The organism is Lutibacter sp. (assembly GCF_040883305.1).
Classification (GTDB): domain Bacteria; phylum Bacteroidota; class Bacteroidia; order Flavobacteriales; family Flavobacteriaceae; genus Lutibacter.
The window spans coordinates 1-8,753 of the sequence record NZ_JBFLKT010000234.1; the positions used below are offsets into that span (position 1 = coordinate 1).

The window sequence follows — 8,753 nt, forward strand, 5'->3', positions numbered from 1 at the left end:
AAATTATGTGAAACATTTGAATTATGTCCAAAATATTGTCATTTACAAACAAATGTTACTACTTGTTTTCATTACCAGATAAAGCAATGTAAAGGTATTTGTAAAGATGAAGAAACTGCTAAAAGTTATAATAAAAGAGTATTAAAAGCAATTGAATCGGTTAAATTTAAATCCGAAAATTTTATAATAAAAGAAGCTGGAAGAACAGAAAATGAACAAGCATTTATTCTTATTTTAAATGGAATTTATAAAGGTTTTGGCTATGCAAATGCAACGGAACAACTTGAAAATATTGACGATTATAACAAAGTAATAATAACTAAGAAAGATAATAATGATATTAAACGGATTTTAAGTTATTATCTTAAAAATAATTCTGACACTGTTTACAACCTAAAAAAAGAACAATTAGTTCAAAATACGTTCGATTTGTTCGCTATTTAAAAACAATTGTTAAATTTAAAATTTAACAAACTGTTAAATTTTGTTATTTTACAAAAATATATTTTAATAACTAAAAGCATTTCCTATTTTTGGACTTCAAAAAAAATGAATGGATAATCAGTTACTAGTATCACTTTCCGAAAAATATGGAAGTCCGTTGTATGTTTACAACGCTGAAAAAATTACTTTGCAATACAATCGAATTATAAACGCTTTTGAAGGTGTAACAAATTTAAAATTAAATTACGCTGTAAAAGCAAATACGAATGTTAGTATTTTAAAATTATTTAAGAAATTAAATTCTGGAATTGATACTGTTTCTATTCAAGAAGTAAAATTAGGATTAACAGCGGGTTTTGCACCTGAAGACATTATTTTTACGCCAAACGGAGTTTCTTTAGAAGAAATTGAAGAGGTTTCAAAGTTAGGGGTACAAATAAACATAGATAATATTTCTATTTTAGAACAATTTGGTCACCACTACCCTAACATTCCTGTTTGTGTGCGTATCAACCCGCATATTATGGCAGGTGGAAATCATAAAATTTCTGTTGGACATATTGACTCAAAATTTGGAATTTCTATACATCAAATCCCACTTATTAAGCGTGTTATAGAAAATACTGGAATGAGAATTAACGGTATTCATACACATACAGGTTCTGATATTTTAGATATTGATGTCTTTTTAGCTGCGACTGAAATTATTTTCAATTCTGCTAAAGATTTTAAGAATTTGGAGTTTATAGATTTAGGGAGCGGTTTTAAAGTACCTTATAAAGAAGGTGATATTTCAACAAATATTGAAGAGTTAGGAAATCGTTTAACAAAACGATTCAATAAATTTTGTAAAGATTACGGAAAAGATTTAACCTTAATGTTTGAGCCAGGAAAATTTTTAGTAAGTGAAGCTGGTTCATTTTTAGCAAAAGTTAACGTTGTAAAACAAACAACATCAACCGTTTTTGCAAGTATAGATTCTGGATTTAATCATCTAATCCGCCCTATGATGTACGATTCTTATCATCATATTCATAATGTTTCAAATCCTGTAGGTCGCGAGCGTTATTACTCGGTTGTAGGTTATATTTGCGAAACCGACACTTTTGGTTCTAACCGAAGAATTAGCGAAATTAGAGAAGGAGATGTATTGTGTTTTAACAATGCAGGAGCCTATTGTTATTCAATGGCATCTAACTACAATTCTCGTTATAGACCTGCAGAAGTTTTAGTATATGAAGGAAAAGATTACCTTATTAGAAAAGAAGAATCTTTTGAAGATTTATTACAAAATCAAGTAATTATAGATTTATAAAAAAATTAAAACTCCGAACTCAGCTTCGGAGTTTTTTATTATTCACAAAAAGTTCTTTAAAATAATGATGAGTGTTTAGTTTTATTAGGTGAAAAATAAAATTTTACTAAAATTCACGTAAAAGTACTGTGGTTTTAAAAAAAAAGTTAATTTTACCCTATGCAAATAGCAAAATCATATAAGTTAACACAAAACGCAATTCAAATGCGCAGCTTAATTATTGCTACAACTACTACAACAACCCTTTAGGGGTTTTATTCTATCATATTATCCGTACACATTCGTTTTCACTATTTTGAAAACAAAAAATACAATTTAAAAAATTCATTATAAAACAATACTATGAAAGTATTAAAATTTGGAGGCTCATCGGTAGCATCTTCAGAAAATATAAACAAAGTAATTAGCATCGTAAAAGATAGTGCTAATAAAAATAAGGTCGCTGTAGTTGTTTCTGCACTTGGTGGTGTAACCGATTTGTTGTTAGAAGCAGGTAATTTAGCATGTAGTGGTAATAAAGATTATATAAAAACTTTTGAAATTATAGAAGAAAAACATGTTCAGGTTGTAAGAGAATTAATACCTATAAATAATCAAAGTAATGTTTTAGGTGAGATAAAAAAGATGTTAAATAAATTAGAAAACACGTTAGAAGGTGTCTTTTTAATTAATGAATTATCAAACAAAACCTCTGATAAAATTGTGAGCTTTGGTGAATTATTTTCTTCTTTTATTATTGCAAATGCAATGCAAACCAACAATTTAGATGCTGTTTTAAAGAATTCACAAGAATTAATTGTTACCAATAATAATTTTTCAAACGCTGCTGTTTTATTTCCAAAAACAAATGCTAACATTGAAGATTTTTTCAAACAAAACAATTCTAAAATTGTTATGCTTCCAGGTTTTGTCGCTAAGACAGAAAATGGAGAAGTTTCTACATTAGGTCGTGGTGGGTCAGATTATACTTCAGCTATTATTGCAGCCGCAACAAATGCTTCTGTATTAGAAATCTGGACAGATGTAAGTGGAATGTATACTGCAAATCCTAAATTTGTACGAGAGGCATTTCCAATTCCAAATATTTCATATCAAGAAGCTATGGAATTGTCACATTTTGGTGCAAAGGTACTATATCCACCAACCATTCAACCAATACTTAAAAAAGAAATTCCTATTTGTATAAAAAACACTTTTGAACCAGATGCCGAAGGAACTTTAATTACTAAAGAATCATCAAATAACAATCCAATTAAAGGAATTAGTCATATAGAAAATATGGCATTAATTACGTTAGAAGGTAGCGGAATGATTGGTATCCCTGGAATTTCTAAACGTTTGTTTGAAGCATTATCTTTAGAAAAAATTAATGTTTCATTAATTACACAAGCATCATCAGAACATTCAATTTGTTTTGCAATAAGTAATAATGATGCGCTAAAAGCTAAAACTGCAATTGATACTGAATTTAGTTACGAAATTGAACACGCCAAAATTGAACCTGTAATTGTTGAAGAAAACAATGCCATTATTGCCTTGGTTGGTGATAATATGAAAAGCCATCAAGGTATAAGTGGTAAAATGTTTAGTACTTTAGGAAGAAACAATGTAAATATTAGAGCTATTGCACAAGGTGCTTCTGAAAAAAATATTTCAGCAGTTATTTTGCATAAAGACATCAAAAAAGCATTAAACACCTTACATTCAGAATTCTTTGAAAACCAAACTAAACAGTTAAATTTATTTGTAGTTGGTGTTGGAAATGTAGGCGGAAAATTATTGGAACAAATAAAACAGCAACAAGCCTTTTTACTTAAGAATTTAAGGTTACAAGTTCGTGTAATTGCTTTAACAAATTCTAAAAAAATGGTATTTAATGAAGATGGTATCGATTTGGAAAATTGGAAAGTTGCTTTAGAAAAAGGAACAGCTTTAAATATGGATTTGTTTCATCAAAAAGTAACCGATTTAAACCACAGAAATAGCATTTTTGTTGACAATACTGCAAATGAAAATATTTCTAAATTATATGCTAGTTATTTAAAGGAAAGTGTTGCAGTTGTAACATGTAATAAAATTGCCTGTTCCTCTAATTATACAAACTATTTAAACTTAAAACAATTAGCACGCGAGTACAATGCCCCATTTCTATTTGAAACAAATGTTGGTGCCGGATTGCCAATAATTGACACGTTAAAAAACTTAATTGCCTCTGGTGATAAAGTTAATAAAATACAAGCCGTATTATCTGGAAGTTTAAACTTTGTATTTAATAATTTTAATGAAGAAAATTCATTTTACAATGTAGTTGAACAGGCTGGAATTCAGGGTTATACAGAACCTGATCCACGAATAGATTTAAGCGGTGTGGATGTAATGCGCAAGATTTTAATTTTAGCGAGAGAAAGTGGCACAAGATTAGAACTATACGACATTGAAAATGATTCGTTTTTACCAAAAGCTTCATTAGCTGTAGATACAGTTCCTGAATTTATAGAAACCTTAAAATTAGAAGCTGAACATTTTAATAAAATTTATAAAAAAGCTGCTGCAAATAATTGTAGATTAAAATTTGTTGCTGAATTTGATAATGGAAAGGCTAAAGTTGGCTTAAAAGAAATCCCATCTAATCATCCATTTTATAATTTAGATGGAAGTGATAATATTGTATTATTTTTTACTGATAGATACCCTGTACAACCACTAATTATTAAAGGTGCTGGTGCTGGTGCAGATGTTACTGCTTCAGGTTTATTTGCTGATATTATTAGAATTGGAAATAACTAATTAATAATTAATAATGAAGAAGGATGAATTAAAAATATTTGCACCTGCTACGATTGCCAATATATCGTGTGGTTTTGATGTACTTGGCTTGGCATTAGACAATGTCGGTGACGAAATGACTATTAGAAAAGTTGCAAAAAAAGGTGTAACTATTACAAAAATTATTGGGCAAACTTTGCCTTTGGAAACTCATAATAATGTTGCTGGAGTTGCTGCATTGGCTTTATTAGCTGAAACAGAAAGTGAATTTGGTTTTGAAATTGAAATTAACAAACGTATAAAACCAGGAAGTGGGATTGGAAGTAGTGCTGCAAGTTCTGCAGGTGCTGTTTGGGCAATAAATAAATTATTAGGAAATCCTTTTAACACAACAGACTTAGTTCGTTTTGCAATGGAAGGAGAACGCTTAGCAACTGGAGTTGCACATGCAGATAATGTGGCTCCTGCCCTTTTTGGTGGTTTTACATTGGTTAGAAGTTACAATCCGTTAGATATTATTAGCATACATACACCTTCAAAATTATATGCGACAGTAATTCATCCGCAAATAGAAGTAAAAACTTCTGATGCTCGTGAAATATTAAAAACTAATATTCCTTTAAAAGATGCCATTAAACAATGGGGAAATGTTGGTGGATTAATTAGTGGTTTATATACTGAAGATTACGAATTAATTGGTCGTTCTTTAGAAGATTATATTATAGAACCAATTCGTTCTATTCTAATTCCAGCTTTTGATGCTGTAAAACAGCAATCTTTAAATACTGGAGCTTTAGGTTGTGGAATTTCTGGTTCTGGACCTTCAATATTTGCATTAAGTAAAGGAAAAGAAACTGCTTTAAAAGTAGCCGAAGCAATGAAAAGTGTTTATGATAAAGTTGGAATTGAATATGATATCCACGTTTCAAGAATTAACAAACAAGGAATAAAAGAATTATAATTACAAAGTTAAAAGGCTGAAAAGTTGAAAGTTAGCATGTTGTTTAATTATCGAATTACGCGATTCAACAATTGAACAACTCAACGGTTAAACAAATAAACGATTAAATAGAAATTAATAATGCAATACTATAGTTTAAATAAAAAAGCACCAAATGTATCGTTTAAGGATGCAGTTATAAAAGGACTTGCTCCTGATAAAGGTTTATATTTCCCTGAAAGTATCTCACCGTTACCAAAGGGGTTTTTCAAACATATAGAATATTTTAATAATACTGAAATTGCTTATGAAGTAATTAAACAATTTATAGGTGAAGAAATTCCTGAAAAGGAATTAAAAGAAATAATTGAAGATACATTAAGCTTTGATTTCCCTGTTGTTCCTATCAAAAAAAATATTGTAACATTAGAGTTATTTCACGGACCAACAATGGCGTTTAAAGATGTTGGAGCGCGTTTTATGGCGCGTTGTTTTGGTTATTTCAATAAGGATGAAGAAGCAACAAAAGTAACTGTTTTAGTGGCAACTTCTGGAGACACAGGAGGCGCAGTTGCAAGCGGATTTTTAGGAGTTGAAGGTGTTGATGTGGTAATTCTATATCCAAGTGGAAAGGTTAGTAATGTGCAAGAAAAACAACTAACTACTTTAGGTCAAAATATTAAAGCATTAGAAGTTAATGGTACTTTTGACGATTGCCAGGCAATGGTGAAAAAGGCTTTTTTAGACGAAGAATTAACTTCACAAAGAAATTTGACTTCTGCAAATTCTATTAATGTAGCACGTTGGTTACCACAAATGTTTTATTTCTTTTTTGCTTTTAAACAATTAAAAAACAAAAAGAAAGATCTTATATTTTCTGTTCCGAGTGGTAATTTTGGAAATATTTGTGCTGGTATAATGGCGCAACAATTAGGTTTACCTATAAAACAATTTATTGCAGCAACTAATGCAAACGATATTGTTCCAAATTATTTGGAAACCGGAGTTTATACTGCAAAACCTTCTAAACAAACTATTTCAAATGCAATGGACGTTGGTGATCCTAGTAATTTTGTTAGAATTCAGGAAATTTATGGCACTGATAAAGAATTGAAAAAACACCTGACTTCTTACTCGTTTTCAGATGATGAAACCCGAGAAGCAATGAAAGAAATAAAAAAGAAATCAGGTTATATTGCAGATCCTCATGGAGCAGTTGGGTATTTAGGTTTAAAAAAATATTTTAAAAATAACAAAGGCCAAGGAATATTTATAGAAACTGCACACCCTGTTAAGTTTTTAGATGTTGTAGAACCTGTTTTAAATGAATCTATTGAGTATCCGCAACAAATTAAAGATGTAATTGACAAAGAAAAAGTTTCAATTAAAATTTCAACATATCAAGAATTAAAAGATTATTTAGTAACAATTAAGTAGTATCTGCGTAATTGTTTTTCTAAATAAATAGCATTAGTTTAGTCAGGTATTTTAAATTTTTAAAAATGAAAAACTATTTAGCTCTAATATTATTTTTAGTTTCTGCTACAATTATTTCTCAAAATACGTTAACATTAGAAGGTAAAGAAAGTCCTACTGCTGCTATAAATGATGTGTCTTGGATTGCTGGCCATTGGCAGGGCGAAGCTTTAGGCGGAATTACAGAAGAAGTTTGGACTTCTCCACTTGGAAAATCTATGATGGGTTCATTTAAATTAGTAGTTGATGAAGCTGTTCAGTTTTACGAGTTATGTACAATTACCGAAAAAAACGAAAGTCTTTTACTTCGTATTAAACATTTTGATAAAAATTTAAAAGGCTGGGAAGAAAAAGATGCTTCCATAGAATTTCCACTTGTAAAAATTGAAAATAACAAAGTTTATTTTGATGGTCTTACGTTTGAAAAAATTTCTAAAAATGAATTGAATATTTATGTAATTTTTAAAGATGAAGGCAAAGAAGCAGTTGAAATGAAATTTAATTACAAATTAGCCAAATAATACAATGTCTACACTTATTTCTGTAACCAATTTAGTTGGAATTTATACAATTATTGGCAGCAATCAGGATGAAACAAATATAACTTATAAAGGCACATTAACCTTAACATTAGATGATCATAACAGCATAATTGCCAAATGGTTAATTAATAACTCACAAAAACAATTTGGAACTGGTTTTTTTAAGGACAATATATTGGTAATTAATTTTAATTATAAAGGTGAAGATTCAAATACATATAAAGGTGTAGTTGTTTATCGTTGCCTTTCAAATGATATTTTAGATGGATTTTGGTCTGAAGAATTTGGAAATCCTGCATATTTAGGTAAGGAACGTTGTTTTAAAGTTAAAGACAAAACCACTATAACAAATTAAAGTCTTAAAAAATAAAGATCACACAAAAATACTATTCAATGAAACCAAAATTTGAAACTTTAGCCATAAAAAGTGCAGAAAATACATTCTCAGATGTTAGTGCTGTTAGTATTCCTATTTACTTATCCAGTACTTATAAAAGAAATTCAGATGGTTCTTACAATAACGATTTTGTATATTCTAGAAACGACAATCCAAACAGACAAGTTGTTGAAAAAAGTATTGCTAAATTAGAAAATGGCACTTATGCTTTTGCATTTTCTTCAGGAATGGCGGCTGTTAGCGCAATTCTACAAAGTTTAAAAACAGGAGACCACGTTTTATTACCTGATGATATTTACTTTACAATTAAAAAATTATTTAATGAAGTTTTAAAGCCTTGGGGATTAAGTTATAGTCAAATTGATATGACAGATTTACAGGCTCTTGAAAACGCCATAAAACCAAATACAACAATGATTTGGGTTGAAACACCTTCAAACCCTCAGTTAAAATTAAGTGATCTTAAAGCAATTTCAAAAATAGCTCATAAAAATAAAGCCTTATGTGTTGTTGATAATACTTGGCTTACTCCAGTATTTCAAAATCCGCTAAATTTTGGTGCAGATATTGTAATTCATTCTACAACAAAATATTTTGGTGGACATAGTGATGTTTTAGGTGGAGCTGTTATTTTGAATAATGAAAAAATTGCAGCTAAAATTAAAGCCATTCAACAATTAAATGGCGCTGTACCTGCTCCTTTTGATTGTTGGCTTATAGGTCGAGGAATACAAACCTTACATTTACGGGTTTCTAAGCAAAGTGAAAATGCGCTTAAATTGGCGAAACATTTAGAAAAGCATCCTAAAATAGCACAGGTTAATTATCCTGGATTAACAAGTCATCCACAACATAATTTAGCACTTAACCAAC

The 8,753-nt window shown here is 29.6% G+C and carries 7 protein-coding genes and 1 pseudogene; all 8 read left to right on the forward strand.

The genetic code is table 11. The features are described 5' to 3' along the window. Positions 1 to 444 (forward strand): annotated as a pseudogene (locus AB1Z17_RS07295) (DNA polymerase III subunit epsilon); the annotation flags it as partial. A gap of 109 nt (positions 445 to 553) precedes the next feature. Next, positions 554 to 1,759: a diaminopimelate decarboxylase gene (lysA, locus tag AB1Z17_RS07300; protein WP_368051145.1), complete on the forward strand. Its 1,206-nt coding sequence runs from the start codon at positions 554 to 556 to the stop codon at positions 1,757 to 1,759. 342 nt (positions 1,760 to 2,101) lie between these two features. Next, entirely contained in the window at positions 2,102 to 4,546 is a 2,445-nt protein-coding gene (thrA, locus tag AB1Z17_RS07305) for a bifunctional aspartate kinase/homoserine dehydrogenase I (protein WP_368051146.1), read from the forward strand. Positions 4,547 to 4,559: 13 nt separating this feature from the next. After that, positions 4,560 to 5,486, forward strand: a complete 927-nt coding sequence (locus tag AB1Z17_RS07310) for a homoserine kinase (protein WP_368051147.1) — start codon at positions 4,560 to 4,562, stop codon at positions 5,484 to 5,486. A gap of 120 nt (positions 5,487 to 5,606) precedes the next feature. Continuing rightward, positions 5,607 to 6,902 carry a threonine synthase gene (thrC, locus tag AB1Z17_RS07315; RefSeq protein ID WP_368051148.1) on the forward strand — a complete coding sequence of 432 codons (1,296 nt, stop codon included), beginning with the start codon at positions 5,607 to 5,609 and terminating at the stop codon, positions 6,900 to 6,902. Between the two features lie 65 nt (positions 6,903 to 6,967). Next, complete coding sequence (locus AB1Z17_RS07320; protein ID WP_368051149.1) at positions 6,968 to 7,462, forward strand: DUF6265 family protein; 495 nt, start codon at positions 6,968 to 6,970, stop codon at positions 7,460 to 7,462. Positions 7,463 to 7,478: 16 nt separating this feature from the next. Next, a complete protein-coding gene (locus tag AB1Z17_RS07325; protein ID WP_368051152.1) occupies positions 7,479 to 7,838 on the forward strand; it encodes a hypothetical protein in 360 nt (119 codons plus the stop codon). 38 nt (positions 7,839 to 7,876) lie between these two features. Beyond that, positions 7,877 to 8,753: PLP-dependent aspartate aminotransferase family protein (locus tag AB1Z17_RS07330; protein ID WP_368051150.1), on the forward strand; the 877-nt coding region annotated here is incomplete at its 3' end.